Source organism: Rhizobium sp. M1 (genome assembly GCF_002531805.1).
GTDB classification, from domain to species: Bacteria; Pseudomonadota; Alphaproteobacteria; order Rhizobiales; family Rhizobiaceae; genus Rhizobium; species Rhizobium etli_C.
The window spans coordinates 1-1,340 of the sequence record NZ_NWSW01000106.1 but is presented as its reverse complement, the minus strand read 5'-3'; the positions used below and the strand labels follow the sequence as shown (position 1 = coordinate 1,340).

Sequence of the window (1,340 nt, the reverse complement as noted above, 5' to 3'; positions counted from 1 at the left end):
TTTGCAGAATCAGGACATTCTAACTTTGCGGCTACAATGTAGGCGTGGCGTAATCTATCTTATGGAACCGCATTATGTCGCTAATGATGCCTTCAGATATAGGCATTCGTTCGAACTGGTGGACACTGGGAAGATGATCGAATTGATTATACGAGGTCGGAGTTACTTTTGGAAATCTCCAAAAGCTTCCGCTCCTCACGCGCAGTACGACCGAAGTGCCGATGGAATTCTCGGCTAAATTGGGACGTGCCCTTATAGCCGACCGCTTGTCCGACTGCGGCAATGTTCACATCGCGGGACCTGAGCAAATTTCGGGCGTCGTGAAGCCTCGCCGCCTTCAGATATTCGAGCGGTGTGGAGCCAAATAGTGCCTTAAAATGGCTATGATACGACGAAAGCCCAAGCTCGGCCGACGCGGCAACCGTGTTAATTGTGATTCCAACTCGCCGCCGATCCAAGAGTTCAGCGGCGGTCTTGAGTACTTTGCCACGTGCCCCCCTTCCCTCGAGCCCAGCAAGAATTGCGCTGCCCTCATCGCGTTGAAGTAACAAAAAGTGAAGCTCGCGAATAAGGCCTTGAATTAAAATTCGACACGCCAGGGGATCACATAGCGTTGTCAGCAGGCGGTAGAGAAAGTCTTTCATTGAATCATCGATCCGACCAGACGTCTGGCATATCGCCGCAGGTTTGCTGATCGCGCCACCTTGCCACTCCATCTGCGAAGCGATATCCATTGCCGTGGCTGGGTCAAACGCTACGTGGACAGACAGCAACGGCTTTGTGACGGCAGCATCGGTATCGATGTGGAATGCGACAGGGGCCGAAGTCAGCATAAAATGATCTGGATCAACGATGTGGACGTTGCCGGGACAAGATAGCTTTTCCGTCCCTTGCAGAATGAAGAGCGTTCCCGGTTGCTGAAACTTGGGGACATTCTTGGCTGCAGAGTCCGCGCGAAAAACACTGACGGTCGGCGCCGGCGTTATGTGATGCCCAACGGTCGGCGCCAGCGCCTCCGCAAGTTCTAATACGCGGTATGACCAGCCAACTACCATGGAAAAGACATGCGCCTCATCGGCCAACAATCAAAGTTTCGATCCCGCTACGTTTATCGCTCCTGTTCCGAGTAACGGTCGAAATGAAATTCCAATAGACGAGGTTCTCTTTTGCCAGATCTGTGATGATCTATTTTAGAGCGTATGCAACAGGCAGCAACCACAGCCTTCAACGCGATTGGTCGATAGCGCGCCTCCAAATCACAAGCGTGAGTCACAGTATCAAGTCGCTTTATTGTCATGACGAGGTAAGCGGTGACGTGAGGCCGTTACTTCTTGAAGTTC

At 52.1% G+C, this 1,340-nt stretch carries 1 protein-coding gene; it reads right to left on the bottom strand.

Annotated features, from left to right (window positions below; all coding sequences use genetic code 11):
• Positions 1–146 precede the first annotated feature (146 nt).
• Positions 147–1,082 carry an AraC family transcriptional regulator gene (locus tag CO655_RS33115; protein WP_245424021.1) on the bottom strand — a complete coding sequence of 312 codons (936 nt, stop codon included), beginning with the start codon at positions 1,080–1,082 and terminating at the stop codon, positions 147–149.
• Positions 1,083–1,340: the final 258 nt, after the last annotated feature.